Genomic DNA, 20,399 nt, shown 5'->3' with positions numbered 1-20,399 from the left:
CTGTCGTACTGTAAAATAATTAGTTTAGATAGCGTAACCATCTTATGAATATCGATAGGTTACGTGAGTTTTTTTAGTGAAAAGCTATGTAAGCACTGGAGAATTGATTTTTGTCGTTTACTTTAAAAGATCATAAAATTAAGAGGAAATTTAAATGGAAAATAAAAAATATACAAAACCAATATTAATTGGCTTGACCTTGGTGGGAGGAGGCTATTCATTGCCTGCTAGTGCTGTTGAAGGTAATGATGTTTTACCAAGTGATGCGCCATACATGGTTTATTTAAAAGACGCACATTGCACTGGTACGCTGATTGCGCCAAAAACAGTACTCACCGCACACCATTGCATCGGTTTCGGCGCTCAAAAAGGGAATCATGCGTATCTTTTACATTCAGGATCTCAAGAGGTTGACGAGAATGGCCGTATACCGAACCCAGGTATTAAAGTTAAAATAGTAGAAGCCTATATAGCAGATCACATATTCGAGCCTAGTAATGGAATAGGCCAAGATGAATTTGATGATATAGCTATCGTAGAACTTGAAAGCATGCCAGAGGGGGTTACGTTTTTACCTGTCGCAAATCAGTCAATTCCTCTCGGTGCAGAAGTTTTCCCCATCGGTTATTCAACCTCAAGTCTAAAGCGTATGCCCATTCCTGCTATTGTTGCTGCAAAGGAAAATTCTCCAGATTATGAGCGTGAAGTTGATATGGCCCGATGCCATAGCTCTAAATATTTTTCAAACAATCTTTTTACTCAGGAATATTCTCAAGCAGATCAAGCAGTCTGTAATTACACGGAAAAGGCTTATGAGCACAGACAGGAACATGGGCACTATAGGCCTAACCGTTATTCTATTGCTATTGAAAATCCACCATTAGATTCTTCAGATTCTAGATTTAATGTCAATGAATTTGGTACTGTAATAACGAAATATTCTACTTTTAGAGGGGATAGTGGTGGTCCTTTAATTTACCAAGGAAAGGTATATGGTGTTGCCAGTACGGGAGTGAATTCCCATTCTCAGGTGCATAATCAGGCGACATTCTATGCTGGTTTTACCAGACCTGGAGTATTTAATTGGATAGTTGATACAGTGAAAAAAATTCAAAATAAATCTATGGAAAAAAATGTGAGTACGGCAGTGCTTGATGCCCCAATTGTATTTCCAATAGATTAGCTATCCCTATAAAATAGAAGCAGTAATAATTTATAAACACTGCTTTTATTTTTTAAACTGACTAGCCCTCGTTAGAAGGCTAGTCGGACATGAAATTATAACCGTCGGAATTGGCGAACTAATGTGCCTTGAGAGCTAAGGTTTACCACTAAATCCTCACATTCATCTCGTGTATCACTGGCCAAAATATTGGTCGCAACACAGACATCACTGATCGATTGAACACTTGAATTCATATCTTCAGTCACGCGTGCCATCTCTTCTACGGCGGTGGCAATTTGTTCATTTCTATCCGTAATATCAATCACTTGTGTAAGTAGCATATTGAGTTTATCGCCAGAGACATTAGCACTATTAACACATAATTTTGATAACTGTGCGCCTTCATGCATCGCATCGACAGCTTGGTGGGTGCTGGTTTGAATCAGCGCAATGACATTTTGGATCTCTTTAGTGGACTCATGGCTGCGTTGTGCCAAGGTGCGAACTTCGTCGGCGACGACCGCAAATCCACGGCCTTGCTCGCCAGCCCGAGCAGCTTCAATAGCGGCGTTAAGTGCAAGCAGGTTGGTTTGCTCAGCGACAGATTGGATCACAATTAACACTTGGCCAATGGTTTTTCCGTGGTCTGCTAATTGTGTGACAACCGATGAGGCGCTGTCTAGTTGGATTGCGAGCTGTTGCATTGCATTCAATGTATCTTTTACCGAATCCATACCTTCTTCGGCGGCCAATTTTGCTTTCTCTGTTGCGTCTGATGCACTTTGCGCATTTTGTGCAATTTCATTCGCGGTAGAGTGCATTTCATTGATCGCGGCGGCAACTTGTTCTGTTTCTCGTGTTTGACCTTCTAAATTGGTCGCAGTTGTTTTGCAGTTTTTTGAAGATGAATTGGCTGCTTCACCAATTTGTTGGTTTGAATCTTGAATGCGTCCCACCACAGCATTGAGTTCGGATTGGCGCATTTTTAACGCAAGTTTGATTTCAGAAATGTCATCAATATGGCCGTTATACACCAATTCCATTAGTGGGTTATCAAATATCTTGCGTGCTTCGGCACTGAGCGATTCTAAACGGCGAGTTAAATAATAACCTGCAACCATGGACAGTAATAACATCAATACTAAGCCTATTCCCGGAAGAAGAGTGTCAGCCACAAAGCTGATGCCTGCAATGGGGACTAAGGCGATGGCCAAACGTTGCCACAGGCGAGTCCGAGGCAGCTTTAACTGCCTGGGTGTTTTGCCTGCTTTAAGCTGCGCGTAGATTTTTTCTGCGTTGGTGATGTGTTCTCGACTTGGGCACAAACGTACCGACTGAAATTCAACCGTTTTGCCATTTTCGACTATCGGAGAAGCAAACGCATCAACCCAATAATGATCGCCATTTTTACATCTATTTTTGACGATACCCATCCAAGATTGGCCGCGTTTTAAATGCTCCCACATATCTTTAAACGCTTCTGCTGGCATGTCAGGGTGACGAACTAGGTTGTGAGGCTGGTTGATAAGCTCTTCTAATGAGTAGCCCGCCACGTCACAAAACTCTTTACTGGCATAAGTGATATGGCTGTTTGGTTTAGTGACCGATAATAAGTTATAGCTAGGTGGAAACTTGACTTCTTTTTGTGTGACAGGTTGGTTGGTACGCATGATTACCTCGAATTAAATAAGTTAAAAACAAATTAAGCCAAGTTTCTCTAGCGTTAAATGAGGGTGTTATTTATTATTTTTGTTTCCACTGTTATAGATTCGAAGCGCTAAGAACGCAATAGAATTAACCAATATAGAATACCTAATTGGTATCATTACTTTTGATATGGACATATGGCCGAGTTATAACGTAAATATAACTTACGGCTTGACCTTACGAGTAAGCTTGCCACAATGTGCGCATGCAATAACTGTAGGAAAACAGTATGATATTTTATTCTTTTGGGCGGCTAAAACCCATCGCGTTACTCTTAACTTCTTTACTTTCATCAACTTCTTTCGCTGCTATCAGTGATGCGCCTGTGGTTGGCGGGCTGTTCAATTCGGCGCAAATATTGAAAAATCAAATGGCGTCGTCTTTAAGCTATTCAACGCGCTTTGCCCGTGATTCGACCTTATTTACCATCGCCGGGGTAACACTCGATAGCTATATCCTTATGTTGCCTTTAGATGCAAAAACAAAAGCTCGCGTTATTGCACAAATTTCTAACCCAACTTACGCCATCCCGCTGGGCTATTTTTTTATATCAATATTATGATCGTTATACGGGGTTAGAAAATGATGATGTATTTAAACAGTATTTAAGTACTGTTTATGACGCAAAGGTTTTAAAGGGATTCGAGCATAGCCTCTACCATTATGGGGAAGAGGTGGTGAGTGAACAAAAAGAAAATATTAAAGATCAAGGGCATCATGAAGGGATTAAAGTGGATGCCCAATTTATTGCGGCCATGGTGACTGTGTATGATGCCTTGGTTGAAATTGGTGAGTGGCAACAGCTTGAGAAATTGCCGGATCACTATCAATATCTGACGTCAAGTGAACCCGATCGATTACTGATTAATAAAATCCAACCGATAGTGATCCAAATTATTAGTCAGGCTGCTAATGGGATGGATGAAGGAGAGATGAAACAAGCCCTTTTTGGGGTATTAGAAGATGCAAAGCCAGAAAATACAGCACGTGTGAACAACAAAGCAGAGGCAATCACGGTTACTTTGATTGATTTTGTGCGTATGAACGTATTAAAAGGCTACCGCCAATTTGTCTATCAGCAAGAGCGAGAACAAGCACTAAATTCCTGGTTACAAAAAGCATTTGATGATGATCCTCTAGCATTGATTGCGTTTCTCCGCTCTCAGCAACAACGTCGTATGGCAGTGCAGATCACCGTGGATGGTTTGCAACAAGGGCTGATCGAAGGTTTGGTTGACCCGAGTAAGCCATTTATCCGCAAAGCTCACCAAGATCACAACAATCGATTGAGCACTAAGCCTTCTTCAATGGCGGTGGTTCAACCCGAACATCAGAAGCAAGTACGTTTCATGCAGATATTGGCTGAGCAGCCTTATCACGATCCACATTACTTGCCGTTTTTTAAACGCTTGTATCGTGATCATCGCGCTTCTATTACTCAAGTGGGCATTTCATCAACACCAACGATCAGTGTGCGTAATTTACCGATCATAAAAACAGGAGCTAAGGTGTCCGGCCAAGGTGGTACTGGCATACCCAATTTCCACTTTGTTGATCGCCCAACCGACCGAGCTTATTACTTTTTTGGTAATGATGCACTGCAGCTTGATCGCTTACTGGTTAAAAACCAAGTACAAACGATGTTTGATCGCCTCGCTTACCTCAACACCCTCAACTGCAATGCGCAATACGATTGGAATGCTCACACCACTTATGATGGTTTAGTGAATTTGGGGACGGGTGAGGCACTACGTGATTTTGGTGAAAAGCGGTGTGTGCGTGAGCTGAAAGAGCGCGCGATTGTCGAACGTGAACTTCAACAGTTGCGAGCGACATTAGTTGAAGAGGTCACGCGCTATCAGCAGATAAGCAAGTGGGATTTTTATACTCGCTGGACTCGCCATCAAGTGCTTGCTCACCAGTTGAAACAACTTGCACAAAAAGAACTGAAAGGAATGCCCGACTATACGCTGATTTATAATCCATGGCCGGATCATTTTGCTCATTTTAGCGGCCCATTCAGCGATGAAGTCATCATGCCAACTGGGGAACTAAACCGCCTCGATTACTGGCTAGCGCAAATAGAAGCAACCTATCAATACGCGGGAGTATATGACCGCACGTTATGGGGCATGGCCGGCGATCATGGTTTAGCGCCTGTTTATTTCTCCCTCAACCCAGAAAAACAGATCTTTGAGCCGCTAGCTTCACAACTGGGAATAAAACTCAACGTGAAGAAAATCTCATCGGATGAGGGAGAAGGGCCAAAAATGACGAATGCGATTAACGCGCCGTCAAACAAAGGGATTGATGTGGTCGTCGCTTCCACTGCGGGTGGAAATTTTATGATGGATTTCTTTAATGCAGAAGCTGGATGGGAAGTTCAACCGGTTTATCAAGAGCTGATCCGTTGGCAACCGATCCATTCTAAGCCAGGGCAGCAGGTTGATGTGATCGATGAAACCGTAGCGCGACTTGCTGAAAGCCTAGATTATTTAGTCGTGAGAGAAAAACCATGTGATTTAACGGACTGTTCTGTACGGTTGGTTGGCGAGCGGCAAGGTAAACGAGTGGATGAATGGATTGAAAAAAAGGGTGATAAACTGCGCTATTTTGCTAAATCGGAACAGCCATTGTTACTTGGCGTTCAGCAGCTAAATGCTTATTTGTCGCCTCCTTCATCTGACGAGCTAGAACATTATGCACAACTCGTCGAACGTTGCGTTTATCACGCTAAAGCGAATCAAGCTGAGACGTGGTGCTCAAGTGCGCAGTGGCGAGAGTTAACACGTTTTACGCCCCGTCCAGATTCGGTTAATCAGCTCGCTGCTATTTATGAAGACGACCGTGCGGGCACCATTAACCTATTTCCTAAAGAGGGCGTTGGCTTTAATACTAAAGTTCCGGGGCGTCATGCGGGTGAAAGCTATCTAGAAAAAGATGCTTTTATCGGTTTTTGGGGGAGTCCGATTGGCAATCAAGCCACGCCGCTCGGTTCAGTCGAAAATGGCTCACTTGCGCCCACTCTTTATCACTATTTAACGGGAGACGAAGTTAAAGTTGGCGAAGATGGTTGGGGTTATCCGTCGGTTCTTAAACAGTTGGATATTCGTTAGCGAGAGTTGGCCGTTATGACTGCCAATGAAATAAGTGAGCGTTAGGCTCTATTGAGTGAAGAACGTTCGCTTGTTTCATTGGCTTCGATTGCAGCCTTAAGTGGCTGGTTGATCAGCACGTTTAAATTTCAAACGATTTTTCACATCTCGGCTATCGAGAATACGTTGGCTGTGATCAATATCGAGCTTGGATTTTGCTAAGCGATCATACAGCAGCACATTGACGCTCGCGGCCAAATTCATGCAACCAATCGTTGGGATGTATACAACCTCACTGGCTTGGTTAACTATCTCTTGTGGAATAGAACCATCTTCAGGGCCAAACACATACAGCGCTTTTTCCGGGTGAATAAACTCGGGCAGTGGTATGGCCCCTTCTGCCAGTTCAACACAGACGATTTTCATCTCACTTGGCAAGTCCTGCATGATCTCTACCATCGCGGTGAGCGGGATTTTACTTTGAATGTTTTTTGTGTCGGTTTGAAATTTCACTGCGCGATCATAACGCTCACCACTGTAGCGAACCGCGCACGCTTGGTAGCAACCTGCTGCGCGCATCACACCACCTACGTTGGTTGGGCTTTTAGGGTTACACAAACCAATGATCACTGACATTTCACGTTCCACAAAAAATCCTCTCACAATTTGGGGCGGGCAGTATAACGCTAAAATTTGCCTTGAAAGAAAAAATATCGATAAATCGTTCAATAGTTTTTATATTTTTCGTGACCTTTCTTGGAGTACTTAAACTGTCGTATTTCTTACATCAATATTTCACAGGGGGATGGCTTAATTTATTTTTTCACAGTTAAAGGATGAAAACGTGAAGATTATTAATAAAGTCATGCTATTTGGGTTGTCTCTTGCTGCTCATGCGGTATTGGCGGACACCGATATTTATTTAACTAATAACTCTGCGCTGCCAATGTCTATTGCCGTGAAACAGACCGGATCTGATCAGTTGCAACAAGGCAGTGAATGGCAGCAACACAGTGAAACGCTAGGCCCGTGGGAAACTAAAATGGTGCTCAGCTTTAACCGCTGGCAAGGGGTGAAATCTGGCAAAACGTACCAATTTGAAACCATGGTGACTTTACCGCAAGGGCAGGTTTTCTCTTTACAGCAGAAGATGGAAGGTCATTGGTATAACTCAAGCATTGAGCATGGGGTACAAGCACGAGATGTGCCTCTTCAGTGGCAAAATGATCGTGCGGTTCACCGTTATTACTCAACGCAGTTGATTGAACGTCCAACCGAGCTTGCGTTTAAATCCGTCAGCACCACTCGTTACGACGACATTTATTACACCATTACGCCAACGAATACAGAAGAAACACCCGACGCTGAGAGCTTAAAAGTGATGACCTATAACGTTTGGGCGTTACCTGTGATTGCTTCAAATATTGCCGAGCGTTTTGCTATCATCCCTCAACACATCAAAGGATATGATGCCGTAATGCTGCAAGAAGTGTTTGCTGCGGGGCGTGATGCCTTTCTTCGAAAGCTGGCAAAAGAGTATCCGTACCAAACGAAAATGCTCGATAAGTCTGGGGTGAATATCCATGACGGTGGAGTGATCATCGTCAGCCGCTACCCAATTGTTAACCAAGGACAGTATGTTTTCCCTGATTGCTCGGGAACTGACTGTTTTGCTGATAAAGGGGTGAATTATGCTGAAATCATCAAAAATGGTCAGGCTTATCATCTGTTTGCAACGCATACTGCCTCGTTTGATACCGATACCGCTCGCGATTATCGCCAACGTCAGTTCAGACAGATGCGCAGTTTTGCGCAATCATTCTCTATTCCCAGCACAGAAACGGTGATTTATGGCGGTGATTTTAACGTGAATAAACGTAAATTTGCCGATGACTATCAAAACATGCTCGCGAATCTTGCGTCAACCGAACCTAGCTACGCAGGCTATACCGAATCAACGTTTGATCCGCGCATCAATGATTTTGCAGGAGAACCCTTATCCGGTGGTGAAAACGTGGAGTACCTTGATTATGTGGTGGTAAGTCAAGAGTTTGCACAACCAAGCGAACAACAAAACCGCAATACTGTGCTGGTGCCAAGAACCACGGACGAGCGTTTATGGCAGCATTACAATTTATCGGATCACTTCCCGGTTAAAGCTGAGATCCGCTAGATGCGTTGGGTTAGGTTATTGATCTGCGTTGCCTTAGTCGGCAGCGCAAGTTATTGGTGGGTGAAGAGGGATGAATTTCCCACTATCCAAACACCCCCCAATAGAATTGAGGTTGCATTGCCGGGCACGGTGCGTTTGCCAGAGCAAAGTAGTGTTGCTTTGTTGGCTAATCGCGATCATCCAACCCATGAAGAGTCGGCTCTCGTTGGTGAAACACTGCAAACAGAAATAGGCAAAGCGCTGAGAGAGAGAATAGAGCAGTTTTGGCAGCAGTGTCGTCAGCAAAATGTGTGTGCTGCGCGGCTACAACAATTACAAACGCAGTTGCCCCATGAACGCTATGAGCTGGTCGCACTCTATTGGCAAAAACAGGCGGAACGTGACGCGTTGCTTGGAATGGAACTCATCAGTCAGGATACGGAATTAGGTGACAAAATGGCTTATGTAAAATCGATTGATCAACAAGTATGGGGGCGACAAGCGGATATCTTGTTTGCTGATCAGTACGCTTATGATGATTTTGTACAGCAACCCAATGACTACGAAGGCATTGCTTCCGTAGAAGAGGCGTTGCAGAGCATTGAACAGCGGCTTACACAGCACCAATATCAATGGGATACCTTTTCATTAAACACAGGTAATGCACGCTATGAACAAGCGATTCGGCTGATCCCTCAACATTTATCGTTAGAACAGCGCTTAGAAGTACAACAAGGTTTGGCCGAACTTTACTTAAATGAACATGAGCGCAGTGAGGTGGCGCATCGCCAAATCGAGCAACAAGCGCAGGCTGCTCAAGTCATTGACTACCAGCAAGCATTAGCGCAGTTAGAAAAGACGCTCTCAAACCAGAGAAAGACAGCCTATGCCACCCTTTCGACAGAAGAGTGGGTACGCTACGCGGCAAAGCAGCGTTATGAGTTTAGAAAAGCATTTTTTGCTCGTTAGGATGAATAAGATAACTACAGCGCTCTTTATTCACTCGCCATGAACCGTTAAACTCACCAGCAAATAACTGACTTGGATTGATCATGGCAACCTTATCTCTACAAGAGCAAATGCTAAAAGCGGGTTTAGTTAACGCCAAAAAACTCAGCAAAGCGAAAAAGAGCTCTAAAAAATCGCGCGTGCAAGCACGTGAAGTGAAAGCGGCAGTAGAAGCGAATAAAGTCGAGCAACAAGAGCGCGACAAGGCACTGAATAAACAGCAAAAAGAGCAGTTGTTGAGCAAAGAAATTCGTGCTCAAGTAAAACAACTGATTGAGATGAATAAGCTGGATCTAAAACACGGTGAAATCAAATACAACTTTGTTGATGGTAAGTTGGTGAAGTCACTTTATGTCGATTCATTGGTTCGTGATCAACTGAGTAAAGGAATCCTGGCTATCGCGCGTTATGAAGATGGCTATGCTGTCATCCCGGGTGTGGTAGCGGATAAAATCTTCATGCGTGATGAAGAGAGCATTATCGAAAATAAAACTGCCGATGAATCTCTACCTGCTGAAGATGATCCGTACGCGGATTTCGTAGTCCCTGATGATTTGATGTGGTAATTCCTTCCAGCTCTCCTTCTCAACGGAGGAGGGCTCTCGTTCTCCCTTCCTACCTCTACTTTCCACTTAGCTTATTTCCCAATGGTTTCGGTACTAATAGACAGAGTTTGTTGACAATGCTTGACAATCAAACTAAATTTAAATCAAATATTTTGATTATCAAACTAAGTGAGTGGGATTTTGCAGTTTACTACCGAGCATCGTCATAACTTTATCGCTAGCGCAGACCAAAATGAGAAACGCACGTTTTACGTTCTTTTGCTCACGCTTGTCACCATGGTAGCGGAGATCATTGCTGGTACTATTTTCGGTTCGATGGCTCTGCTTGCCGATGGTTGGCATATGGGTACTCATGCGGCTGCTTTCTGCATTACGCTGTTTGCTTACCGTTATGCTAGAAAGCATGCACACAGTGAGAAGTTCTCATTTGGTACCGGTAAAGTGAGTGTGTTGGGAGGCTACACCAGTGCGATTGCATTAGGTATTGTGGCGTTGCTGATGGTGGTGGAATCGGTTCATCGTTTATTCAATCCCGAAGCGATTCAATTTAATGAAGCGATTATTGTCGCCATCATTGGCTTGCTGGTGAATTTAGTGAGCATGCTATTGTTGCATGATAACCATCACCACCATCATGGTGACCATGACCATGACCATGACCATGACCATGACCATGACCATGACCATGACCATGACCATGACCATGACCATCACGATCACAATTTACGAGCTGCCTATTTGCATGTTCTTGCCGATGCCTTGACTTCTCTTTTGGCGATTGTGGCGCTCTTGTTTGGAAAATATTATGGCTGGAATTGGTTAGATTCTGTTGTAGGCATCGTCGGCGCTGCCGTGATTGCTAAGTGGACAATAGGTCTTATCAAGCAGACTAGCCCCATTTTATTAGATGAAAGCATCGAGCAACCCTATCGACGTTTAATTGAAGAAGAGCTAGCCGCATTTGCGGTGATTAAAGATCTCCATATTTGGAAAATCAGTGGTCATCACTACTCAGCTGCGATTATCTTAGAATCTCATGTTGATAAAACCGTTGCAGAATATAAACAAATATTGGCGAAGTTTGATAAAATCCACCACCTTACCCTTGAAGTTCACCCGATGGCATGATGAGTAATATCGAAAAACTGAATCAACAATTAACGGAATTTTACGACAAGATGTCCTCATGGGAGCAATCTGTGGTGCGAGAAACAGGCTACTCCCTGGCGCAGATCCACACCATCGAGGTGTTAGGTATTCATGGCCCGATGAGAATGAAAGAGTTAGCGCAAAAACTCGGTATCACAACTGGTACGCTCACCGTTCAAATAGAGAAGTTAGTGAATGCCAAGTTGATTGAACGCGGCGCGCACCCGGATGACAGAAGATCGATTGTCGTGACTTTAACCGCGGAAGGTCAGAAAATTCATCGCCAGCATAATCAGTTGCATGTGGAGTTAGTGAAAGATCTGACGAGATACTTGGATGCAAACGAAGAAACAGTATTACTCAACAGCCTGCTAAAAATGAACCAAGAGTTTTAAACTATGACCAACCACTTGCGACTTGCAAGTGGTTGGTCAGCTAATTTTCTGTTTTATTCTACCTGTAATGTTACATCAGAAAAATTCGAGTATGCATCGATCATGATATGCAGATCCTCAGCATTTGGCTCTGCTAAGCATTGCTCATTACTTCCTGATTGGTAAGGCCGACAATCAAAGACTCTTTTGGTCGGTGGATTGCCTGAAAGGGTATAGAGATCGGCATCGCCTTGCCCAGAGGTTATCGAAATTTTCACCGCTGTTTGGCGTTCTGATGCAGGTAAAATGAATCGTTTTTGTTGGCCTTTGCTCAAGGTGATGCCAGTAATGCTTTGCCCACGTTGGATGACGCCATCTTGCGGAGGTGGAGTGCCTCCTTTTTTCCCTACGGGCAACTGGTTATCAAAGAATGGTGCAACCTGAGGCCAGATTTTGCTGATTTTGACCCCTTGGTTTTCACATCCCCCAAAGTGATGTAGTGCAATGACTTTATGGCTCTCAGAGGCCAATACAGGTGAACCAGAAGAGCCGCCAATAGTGTCACAAAAATACCCTGTGTCGGTATTGGCACCGCGACCATTGGTAGAGGCTATATCAATTTGGCACATGCCAGAGCCATTTTGATCGCTTTCTATCGCCAACTCTTTGGGGTTACCAGCGCCGTGTTGTGGAATATAAATACCCGTGCCGTAGCTGGGCTCTGAATTGTCTAAGCCTAAGTAACTAAATTGTCCTAGCTGCTCGAAATTAGCCACCGTGAATAATGTGTAGTCCAAGGTATAATCGGTGCTTAATAACTGATCGCCCATGACCTTTACTGTGGTATCCAAGCTACCGCCGCAAGTCGTGCGTTGGTAATTAAACCATACTTCAGTATTTTTTAGTTCAGAGGCTGTTGATACACAGTGGTTATTGGTGATCATGTGATTATTGGGCCCGACACGCCAAGCCGTGCATAAGCTACGGCCATCAATCAGTAGCCTTGCTACGGCGCTACTCCACGCCACTTTTTCAGGGTGTGAGTCGCTCCAACAAGCAACATCTTTTCTTTCATTGATGCCACAGGTTGAAAACAACCCAGAGTTATCAGCGGCTAGGTTCGGTTGTGATAACGTGGCACTTTCATTCCCTGCCATAAAATAGTCAATTGAGATCTGTGCTTGGTCAGGATGTTCACCGGTTTTCCATTCCACGATAACGCTATCCCCATTAATCGAGCGGGCAAATAAAGGCCCGTTCTCTGAACTGTCGTAGGTGATACTTTCATTGCTGTGTGGAGAGCGTAGGGTGACGCTTCCCCCTTTGCTGAGTTGAAACTTATCAAAGTGGACCTTAATAAAGCTGGCTCCCGGCGAATGGATTGGATAGTGAGTGGTTAGAGATTTGTGGGTTGTTAAAGAATGCGGATGGATTACTTTATCCGCAATGGTGGGGAGTGATTCTTTTTCTATTGAAGCAGTCGCTTGAGTAGAACTCAACACCACTGCCGCCATTAAGCCAAGTAGACGTATTGATAATTGCATTTTGATCTCCTCTATGTGGCAATAAATGCCTCATAAAGCATATGAGCCTATGAGAGTATTGGCTCAAAAATAGTCTCGATATGTGTGTAAACTTAATTGTGCGCAATATTATCAATAGCAGTCCTCTCCAGTAGTATCTCGATAATGGTAGAGGAATGGGGCAAACAAAAAGTATCATTTTTCAATCTTTAAAGCGTCAAAATGATACTTTCTGTCGGGTGTTGTATGGGTGATGTTGCTAGACTTGTTCATGAACTTATTCATAGGAGAAAACAATGAACTCGACGATTTTTAGCTCGGCCATCGTCACCACGACGTTAACCACCAGCTTATTATTTGCAGGGATGGCAAATGCTTTGCAACTCAGCAGCCGTGATATCCAAGAAGGCCACCCGATGGCAAAAACCTTTGAATTTTCAGGCTGGGGTTGTGCTGGGGAGAATCTTTCGCCGCACTTAATTTGGACTGATGCACCACAAGGAACCAAAAGTTTTGCTATTACGGCTTTTGATCCAGATGCTCCGACAGGAAGTGGCTTTTGGCATTGGATTGCGCTGGATATTCCAGCGACAGTGAGTGAGCTAGCGCGTGGGGTTGAAGTCAAAAAGCTCGGTGCAATAGAAACACGTATCGATTATGGCAGCGTTGGTTTTGGTGGTGCTTGTCCGCCAGAAGGGCACGGAATGCACCGTTACCAGTTTACGGTATGGGCTCTCCCGACGGAAAAACTCAATTTGGCGGCCGATGTATCACCTGCGGTGGTTGGTTTTACCCTCAATAGTTTGGCGTTAGAAAAAGCGACGCTGACCGCAACCTATACACGCTAATTCATGGGGGAGTGATGAATCACCAATACCAAGTCACCACCTTTCGAGCCGCTCAGCAACAAAGGCTGAGAAATGTGAGGATTCACTCTCCAAGCTTGATTCAGATCCAATCTGGCAGTAAAAAACTGTTTCATAAGGAAGAGGCCATTAATCTATCGAGCACTTCGTTATTGTTGTGTGAGGCCTCAGCTTCGCTCAGTTTCGAAAATTTACCAGAACACGGTTACTTCTCGTCAAGGCTGTTCAGTTTCACCTACCGCCCGACCGAGGCGATGCTTGCGTTAAGCGCGAGTCATGATCGCCCAGTTATGTGGCCTGTGATTTCAACCAGCCCCTCACTGAAAAGTTCGCTCAATGCGCTCGCCTCGTTCGATCTTTCGTTAATCAGCCAAGAAACCCAAGCCTATCTACTGATGGTGTTATACCAACAATTGGCTGAGCAAGGTGCACTGCATTGGCTCTTTGAGAGTAATTCTCTACCCTTTGAGCAGAAGCTGAGAAACTACCTCGCCCAGTCACCAGAAGAAGAACATCCACTTGAGCGGGTAGCAACGCACTTTGCCATGAGCCGCGCGACCTTAATTCGACGCTTAAAGCAACATGGCACCCGTTACCGTGAGGTTTTGGCTGAAGTGCGTGTGAATCACGCGCTGAACTTAATGCAAAGTGGCCAACGAAATATAGCGATATTGGCACAGTGTTGCGGCTACCAATCGGAACAACGATTTAATCAACGCTTTCGCAGTCAGTTTGGTTTAAGCCCCAAAGCGTATTTACAAACTCTTGGTATGCGAGGTAAAGGTACGCCAGATAAAGAGACAAAAAAACAGCCCATTTTATCCAATGAGCTATTTTAAGATTGAGAGTAGATCAAAGCGGTTTAGACACTTCATCAACCAAATACAAAATGGATTGATATGGAATGCCGCTGTGGTGCGACAGGCCAATTTCACAGGTACGGCTATTACTGAATCCGCGTTCGCAGTGAGCAGGGACTTGCTCTTTGAGCGGATGAACGGCCGCCGCATTCAGTTCTGGCGTGGTAAAGCCTTTATCGCCCGCCCAGCCGCAGCATTGAATATGCTCTGGCACAATCACTGTGCTGACGCAGGTTTGGGTCAATTTGAGCATGTCGGCTTCCAACCCCATTTTGCGCGCACTGCAGGTGATATGCAGCATCACAGTTTCTTCTTTGGCCTTGATCGCTAAAGAATCCAGCAGATACTTATTGACAAAACCGACGGGTTCTAAGATCTCCAGTGGTTTGGTAAATTGTTCAATACTGCGTTTTGCACACGGGCTGGTATCCATCAATACCGGGTATTGCCCTTGTTGGCTAGCTTGCCATAACGCGGCTTCTAACTGCTGCGCTTTTGACTGCGCAAGCTCATTCATTCCCTTACTGTCATAGGGCATACCACAACATTGGCTGTTGAGCTCGTTAGGTAGGATCACCTCATATCCTGCTTTGTTAAGCAGCGATAAGGTCACTTCGGTTAATGGCCGCTGATCGCCCGCGCTGTTTTGTTGGCCCATATTTCGGCTCGCACAAGAGGGTAGATAGACCACTTTTTTCTCACGGCGCGGCAGGTTTTCTACTGCAATGGCTAAGTTCTGATGATTGGCTTGCGGCAGTTGTGGATACCAAATAGGCGTTTTGCCTTTGCTGAGTTTACGCAAGCCGTTGGTTGCACCGCCGACTAACTTCTCGCCCAGCCATTTGCTAGCCAATTGGTTGGCACTGAGGCCGATTTTAGCCACGGCTGTGGTGGCGGCAAAGTGATCCGCTGTCCATGTAGCAATGGGGATGAATTTTTGGTATTTCGCGGTGCGCAGCTTTTTCACTAAATCGCCAGTGTTGATGCCAACAGGGCAGCGCTCAGCGCATAAGCCAGTTGCGGCGCAGGTGTCTAATCCTTGGTATTCAAAGACTTTTTCAAGCTCAGAAGCTTCTACCGTTTCACCTTGCGCGCGTCGACGTTGTAGCTCGCGGTACAAGACGATTCGTTGACGGGGCGAGAGTGATAGTGTGCGAGATGGACAAACAGGTTCGCAAAACCCGCATTCGATGCAGCGATCGACCAAGGCATCGGCCGCTGGCATCGGCTTTAGGTTAGCTAGGTGAGAACGCGGATCACCGTTGATTATAACGCCGGGGTTGAGCAAGCCTTGTGGATCAAACAGTGTTTTGATTTGTTGCATTAAGGCGTAACCGTCTTTGCCCCATTCCAATTCCACATACGGTGCCATGTTACGGCCCGTGCCGTGCTCGGCTTTGAGTGAACCCTGATATTTCACTGCCACCAGCTCGGCCACTTCATCCATAAATGCGCCGTAGCGGTCGATCTCGCCTTGGCTATCAAAGCCTTGTGTAAAGACAAAATGCAAGTTGCCTTCCAGAGCGTGGCCGAAGATGATGGCTTCGTGATAGTGGTATTGATCAAACAAAGCCTGCAAGTCGCGCACACCATTAGCAAGGCTTTCTACCGGAAACGCCACATCTTCAATGATGACGGTTGTCCCCACTTCGCGCACTGCGCCGACGGCAGGGAACATCCCTTTGCGAATGCCCCATAAGGTTGCCACCGTTTTGGTATCAGAGGTGAATGGTACGGATTCGATGATCTGGTAGTCGCTTAGTGCTGCCATCACGGCGCTGCATTGTGAATGAAGGGCCGCGTGATCGCTGGCGTGAGACTCAATTAGCAGCGCCGCGGCTTCTAGATCCAATTGCGCAATAAATGCGGGCATGCCAGCTTTGTCAGCGACAGAGCGCATCGCGCGTCCATCCATCATTTCCACTGCCGCAACTGGGGTTTTGGACAGGGTCGTAACCGCTTGGCTAGCCTGCTCAATATCAGCAAAGACAAGCAGCGCCGAGGCTTTGTGCGCGTGCTCAATGACGGTGTTGTAGGTGATGTCGGCAATAAAACCGAGTGTGCCTTCCGACCCAATCATCAAATGTTCAATAATTTCAATCGGATCAGAGTAATCAACGAGAGCATTTAGGGCGTAGCCAGTGGTGTTTTTTAGGCGATATTTGTGGTGAATAAGCTTTGATAGTGTGTGATTTTGCGCCGTTTGTGCATGAAGTTGAGCAATACCTTCAATCAATTCGGGTTTAGCGATTTTGAATGCAGCGATGCTTTCTGGGTTTGCGGTGTCGAGCACGGAACCGTCTGCGAAGACGATCTTCATACTATCGACAGTGCGGTAAGAGTTTTGCGCGGTGCCGCAGCACATACCACTGGCGTTATTGGCGGCGATTCCACCAATTTTGCAGGTGTTAATTGAGGCTGGATCTGGGCCGATTTTGCGTTGAAAAGGGGCAAGGTATTTGTTGGCATCGGCTCCGATGACCCCCGGTTGTAGGGTGATTTTTTTGCCCTCATCGTGAATGCGATGGCCTCGCCAGTCATCGGTTAAGGCGATCAAAACCGAATCAGAAACTGCCTGACCAGATAAACTGGTGCCAGCGGCGCGAAACGTGCAGTGAACGCCAAGCTCGCGGCAGCTTTTAATGGCAAAAATGACCTCATCAAGGCTTTGCAAGCGCAGCACAATTTTCGGCACCAAGCGATAGAAACTGGCATCAGTGCCATAAGCAAGGCGTTTTGCCTGCTGCGTGATGATGCGCTCAGGGTCGATGCGCGTAGCGAGTTGCGTTTCCAGTTGACGATAGGTGGCGTCTGAAAGAGTGCTGGACATCATTGTTTCCCATTTTAAATTGAGGTTGTGGATAGGTTAACGTGCGGCTACCGTTGGTTTGTCATCATGAGATTAAAGTTTGACTAACGAGTCTCGTGACAAATCGGCAATGGTTTTCGCTCCGGTTAAGGTCATGGCAACGCGCATCTCTTTTTCATACAAATCGAGCAAGTTCTCAACGCCGCTTTGACCTTGCGCCGCCAATGCATAAACAAACGAGCGACCCAGCAGCGTGCAGTCCGCGCCCAGCGCCAGCATGCGCACCACATCAAGCCCAGTGCGAATTCCAGAATCGACCAGAATTTTCAGGTCGCCCTTCACCGCATCAGCAATTGCAGGTAAGGCTTTGGCGGTTGACAACACTCCATCAAGCTGGCGACCACCGTGGTTGGATACGATAATGCCATCAGCGCCAAAGCGCACCGCGTCTTTGGCATCTTCTGTATCTAGAATGCCTTTAATGATCATCGGGCCGTCCCAAAAGTCGCGGATCCACTCTAAATCTTTCCATGAAATGGAAGGATCAAAATTCTCACCAAGCCAACCAATGTAGTCTTCCAATTTAGTCGGCGTGCCACGGTAGGCAGAAATATTGCCTAAATCGTGTGGCTTGCCGAGCAAGCCGACATCCCACGCCCAGCTTGGGTGTTTCATCGCTTGAAACACTCGGCGCATCGCCGCGTTAGGGCCGCTCATGCCAGAATGCATGTCGCGGTAACGCGCGCCGGGAACGGGCATATCCACGGTAAACACGAGGTTTTTTACCCCCGCGGCTTTGGCGCGCTCCAACACATTTTTCATAAAGCCGCGATCTTTAAGCACGTAGAGTTGAAACCAAATTGGTCGAGCCAGCGCCGCTGATACTTCTTCGATCGGGCAAACCGATACGGTAGACAGTGTAAAAGGAATACCTTTATTTTCAGCCGCGCGCGCTGCTTGCACTTCGCCGCGCCGCGCGTACATACCAGTTAAACCTACAGGGGCAAGGGCAATCGGCATTGCAAGCTGTTCGCCAAACAGTTGTGTTTCTAAACTGAGCTCTGACATGTCATTAAGCACGCGTTGGCGCAGTGCGATGTCAGCTAAATCCACGGTATTGCGTGTGAGCGTGTGCTCACCGTATGAGCCACCATCAATATAATGAAACAGAAAAGGAGGCAATTTCGCTTTCGCGGCAGCGCGATAGTCGGTGGAGGCTGAAATAATCATAGATTGAATCCTAATTTGTACAGAGCTGCCGCCTAGCGAGCTCTGCATTTATTACACAAGATTAATGGTTATAAAAACCAAGTTGATACCAAATCACATCACCAAACTTAGGGTTGCTGGGTCATTAGTACATCGGTCATATTAAAGCCGTAAATCACCACTAAACCGATAAGGCCAGTCATCACAAGGTAGTAGAAAGTCGGGATAATGGTTTTGCGCAGCGTGGCTCCTTCACGGCCCAATAAACCGACCGTTGCTGATGCCGCGACTACGTTGTGAATCGCAATCATATTGCCCGCCGCTGCGCCAACAGCTTGTAGCGCAATGATCATCACACTGGAAATAGAGAGTGTTTGCGCCACTTCAAACTGGAACTGGCTAAACATCATGTTCGACACCGTATTTGAGCCTGCGATGAACGCCCCAAGTGCACCAACGGTGGCACTTAATGCAGGGAAGGCATCACCGACTAAACCCGCGGCAAAATTGGCGGTAGTGACAGGCATGCTCGCAAGCTCTGCGCCATTGACGCCAGAGTTAATAAAAATGCGCACCATAGGGATAGTAAATACCAACACAAAGCCCGCACCGATCAGCGTTTTGCTTGATTCACCGAATGCTTTGATGAGTGGTGTCGCACTGCGTGACTGCAATATTACTGCCAGTAACGCGACAAAAACCAAGATGCCACCGGGAAGATAAAGCGGTTGAATGGCCGTGCTGACGCCCGTTTCAGCCAGAATGTTGTTAAAGGATAGGCTCACTCCAGCCAGTAGTGACTTAAATTCGCTGCTCACACGGCTTGCCACAAGGATAACCGCGAGCAGAACATAGGGAGTCCAAGCCAATGCAAGGCCCATCGGTTTAGCTTTGATCTCCTCAATATCAATTTTTAATGAGCCTAACCACTCTGCGGGCCACGATCTCTCTTCTGGAAAATCCCATTGTGATTTTGGTACTAAAAAGCCTTTTTTCGCGGCCGTGACAACCAGTGCCAAGCTGATCAAGCCACCGATTAATGAGGGAAATTCTGGGCCAAGAAAGACGCCCGTTAGTGCGTAAGGCACAGTAAAAGCCAAGCCAGAGAAAATCGCAAAAGGCAAAATATCTAACCCTTCGGTCCAGCTTTTGTTTTTACCGAAAAAGCGCGTCAACATCATCGCCATTAATACTGGCATCAATGTACCGACTATCGCATGGGTGATGGCGACACTGGCGGTGATTTGCTGTAAATACACATCCCAACTTGAACCGTTGCTGATCAGCGTTTCGGTGATGTTGTGCGTATCTAACCCCTTGTTTACCCCGACAATAATCGGCGTACCCACTGCGCCGAAAGAGACAGGAGTGGATTGGATCATCATCCCCATCAATACGGCAGCCAAAGCGGGAAAGCCAATCGCAACCAGCAACGGAGCCGCGATAGCTGCCGGTGTACCAAAACCAGAAGCGCCTTCAATAAAAGAGCCAAAACACCACGCAATGATAATGGCTTGCACACGGCGATCAGCCGAAACATCCGTAAAACCGTTACGAATGGTGGTGATAGCACCAGTGTGTTTTAAGGTGTTGAGTAGGAAGATTGCGCCAAACACAATCCAGAGCACGGAAATCGTGATACCGAACCCTTGCAAAACAGAAGCGAGCACGCGGTTTGCCGACATATCCCAAAATGTGAGGGCGATGGCCACAGTTAATGCAAAGGCCACGGGCATCGCCTTTTTCGCAGGCCAGTTGAGCCCGACTAAAAGAATTGCTGCCACCACAATGGGGGAGAAGGCCACTAGTGCCAGTAAGGTTTCGTTCATTGGATACTTCCTCGTAAAGTGTGCTCTTCGTACTAGCTCTAAATAGTAGGATAGTTGAAGAGTAGACATCCTGTAGGGGCTACAGAC

At 46.1% G+C, this 20,399-nt stretch carries 14 protein-coding genes and 1 pseudogene; 9 read left to right on the top strand and 6 right to left on the bottom strand.

What is annotated here, in order from left to right; translation table 11 throughout:
• Positions 1 to 154: 154 nt before the first annotated feature.
• Positions 155 to 1,183: a trypsin-like serine protease gene (locus tag AACQ17_RS13335; protein ID WP_094167737.1), complete on the top strand. Its 1,029-nt coding sequence runs from the start codon at positions 155 to 157 to the stop codon at positions 1,181 to 1,183.
• Positions 1,184 to 1,278: 95 nt separating this feature from the next.
• Here the strand turns inward: AACQ17_RS13335 and AACQ17_RS13330 are convergent, their stop codons facing one another.
• On the bottom strand, positions 1,279 to 2,835 hold the full coding sequence (locus AACQ17_RS13330; RefSeq protein WP_094147036.1) for a methyl-accepting chemotaxis protein: 1,557 nt from the start codon (positions 2,833 to 2,835) through the stop codon (positions 1,279 to 1,281).
• Between the two features lie 234 nt (positions 2,836 to 3,069).
• Here AACQ17_RS13330 and AACQ17_RS13325 point away from each other — a divergent pair.
• A pseudogene (locus tag AACQ17_RS13325) lies at positions 3,070 to 5,988 on the top strand (alkaline phosphatase family protein).
• A 96-nt stretch (positions 5,989 to 6,084) separates the two neighbouring features.
• On the opposite strand, the gene AACQ17_RS13320 reads toward AACQ17_RS13325, so the two are convergent.
• The gene (locus AACQ17_RS13320; protein ID WP_094167736.1) at positions 6,085 to 6,696 is read right to left on the bottom strand and encodes an RNA methyltransferase; all 612 of its coding nucleotides are present in this window, start codon (positions 6,694 to 6,696) and stop codon (positions 6,085 to 6,087) included.
• A gap of 115 nt (positions 6,697 to 6,811) precedes the next feature.
• Between AACQ17_RS13320 and AACQ17_RS13315 the strand changes: the two genes are divergently transcribed.
• The 5 genes from AACQ17_RS13315 (at position 6,812) to AACQ17_RS13295 (ending at position 11,237) form a co-directional block, all read left to right on the top strand.
• Complete coding sequence (locus tag AACQ17_RS13315; RefSeq protein WP_094147913.1) at positions 6,812 to 8,140, top strand: sphingomyelin phosphodiesterase; 1,329 nt, start codon at positions 6,812 to 6,814, stop codon at positions 8,138 to 8,140.
• Positions 8,141 to 9,088, top strand: a complete 948-nt coding sequence (locus AACQ17_RS13310; RefSeq protein WP_240507694.1) for a hypothetical protein — start codon at positions 8,141 to 8,143, stop codon at positions 9,086 to 9,088.
• Between the two features lie 83 nt (positions 9,089 to 9,171).
• Positions 9,172 to 9,693, top strand: coding sequence for a DUF2058 domain-containing protein (locus AACQ17_RS13305; RefSeq protein ID WP_026027777.1), 522 nt, complete (start codon positions 9,172 to 9,174; stop codon positions 9,691 to 9,693).
• 180 nt (positions 9,694 to 9,873) lie between these two features.
• The gene (dmeF, locus tag AACQ17_RS13300) at positions 9,874 to 10,821 is read left to right on the top strand and encodes a CDF family Co(II)/Ni(II) efflux transporter DmeF (RefSeq protein ID WP_094147911.1); all 948 of its coding nucleotides are present in this window, start codon (positions 9,874 to 9,876) and stop codon (positions 10,819 to 10,821) included.
• Positions 10,821 to 11,237 carry a MarR family winged helix-turn-helix transcriptional regulator gene (locus AACQ17_RS13295; RefSeq protein ID WP_047687777.1) on the top strand — a complete coding sequence of 139 codons (417 nt, stop codon included), beginning with the start codon at positions 10,821 to 10,823 and terminating at the stop codon, positions 11,235 to 11,237. The genes dmeF and AACQ17_RS13295 overlap by 1 nt, the downstream gene beginning before the upstream one ends.
• Before the next feature lie 53 nt (positions 11,238 to 11,290).
• Here the strand turns inward: AACQ17_RS13295 and AACQ17_RS13290 are convergent, their stop codons facing one another.
• Positions 11,291 to 12,760, bottom strand: a complete 1,470-nt coding sequence (locus AACQ17_RS13290) for a serine protease (RefSeq protein ID WP_094147910.1) — start codon at positions 12,758 to 12,760, stop codon at positions 11,291 to 11,293.
• A gap of 275 nt (positions 12,761 to 13,035) precedes the next feature.
• On the opposite strand from AACQ17_RS13290, the gene AACQ17_RS13285 reads away from it, so the two are divergent.
• Together AACQ17_RS13285 and AACQ17_RS13280 are read left to right on the top strand one after the other, a co-directional pair.
• The gene (locus AACQ17_RS13285; RefSeq protein ID WP_094147909.1) at positions 13,036 to 13,587 is read left to right on the top strand and encodes a YbhB/YbcL family Raf kinase inhibitor-like protein; all 552 of its coding nucleotides are present in this window, start codon (positions 13,036 to 13,038) and stop codon (positions 13,585 to 13,587) included.
• Positions 13,588 to 13,601: 14 nt separating this feature from the next.
• Entirely contained in the window at positions 13,602 to 14,444 is an 843-nt protein-coding gene (locus AACQ17_RS13280; RefSeq protein ID WP_206211655.1) for a helix-turn-helix transcriptional regulator, read from the top strand.
• Positions 14,445 to 14,457: 13 nt separating this feature from the next.
• On the opposite strand, the gene AACQ17_RS13275 is transcribed toward AACQ17_RS13280, so the two are convergent.
• From AACQ17_RS13275 to AACQ17_RS13265, 3 genes are all read right to left on the bottom strand, one after another.
• The gene (locus tag AACQ17_RS13275; RefSeq protein ID WP_166538093.1) at positions 14,458 to 17,298 is read right to left on the bottom strand and encodes an FAD-binding and (Fe-S)-binding domain-containing protein; all 2,841 of its coding nucleotides are present in this window, start codon (positions 17,296 to 17,298) and stop codon (positions 14,458 to 14,460) included.
• Positions 17,299 to 17,367: 69 nt separating this feature from the next.
• Positions 17,368 to 18,504 (bottom strand): FMN-dependent L-lactate dehydrogenase LldD, encoded by a 1,137-nt coding sequence (gene lldD / locus AACQ17_RS13270; RefSeq protein WP_094147906.1) that lies wholly within the window; start codon positions 18,502 to 18,504, stop codon positions 17,368 to 17,370.
• Positions 18,505 to 18,611: 107 nt separating this feature from the next.
• Positions 18,612 to 20,312, bottom strand: a complete 1,701-nt coding sequence (locus AACQ17_RS13265; RefSeq protein WP_170935176.1) for an L-lactate permease — start codon at positions 20,310 to 20,312, stop codon at positions 18,612 to 18,614.
• Between the last annotated feature and the right edge of the window lie 87 nt (positions 20,313 to 20,399).

The sequence above is a fragment of the Vibrio sp. V10_P2A27P122 genome, from assembly GCF_963874335.1.
GTDB classification, from domain to species: domain Bacteria; phylum Pseudomonadota; class Gammaproteobacteria; order Enterobacterales; family Vibrionaceae; genus Vibrio; species Vibrio anguillarum.
This window is presented reverse-complemented; position numbering and strand designations above follow the sequence as displayed.